Source organism: Photorhabdus tasmaniensis (genome assembly GCF_011189505.1).
Lineage (GTDB): Bacteria > Pseudomonadota > Gammaproteobacteria > Enterobacterales > Enterobacteriaceae > Photorhabdus > Photorhabdus tasmaniensis.
In genome coordinates, this window is sequence record NZ_PUJU01000209.1 from 1 (window position 1) to 519 (window position 519).

At 59.0% G+C, this 519-nt stretch carries 1 pseudogene; it reads left to right on the forward strand.

Annotation, left to right across the window (positions count from 1 at the left end):
• Window positions 1–59: 59 nt before the first annotated feature.
• Window positions 60–519 (forward strand): annotated as a pseudogene (locus tag C5471_RS23580) (site-specific tyrosine recombinase XerC); the annotation flags it as partial.

Sequence of the window (519 nt, forward strand, 5' to 3'; positions counted from 1 at the left end):
CGTCGTGATGTATCACACACTGATAACACTAACCGCTGTTCTCTACAGGAAACCCCATCATGTCATCACCCGTTAAACATCAATCTGAGCCTACCCAGCTGACCCTGCGCCAGCATCTGGACGCCTATCTGGATAACCTGCTGTTGCAGGGGTTGAGTCAAAAGAGCCAGGCCGCCAGTCATGAACGGCTGTCGCCGTTCGTCAACTGGTGTGAGGGACAGGGCATCCTGTCGGCTTCACAAGTCACCGAGCCGTTACTGGCAAACTGGCAGCAGTATCTGACCCAATACCGCAAGGCCGGCGGTCAGCTCTATACGCCGGACAGTCAGCGCCGACGCCTGCGGGCCTTACGCCTGTGGTTCGACTGGTTGCAGCAGCAACACGCTATCCCGACCAGCCTAGCAACAACGCTCGCCTCGCCAGACAGAAAAAAACGCCCCTCAGTAACGGAAGCCCACAGTCAACCCGACGCCATCCCGGCCCGCTTCGCCACCTTACGCCAGCATCTGGCCGCCTGGC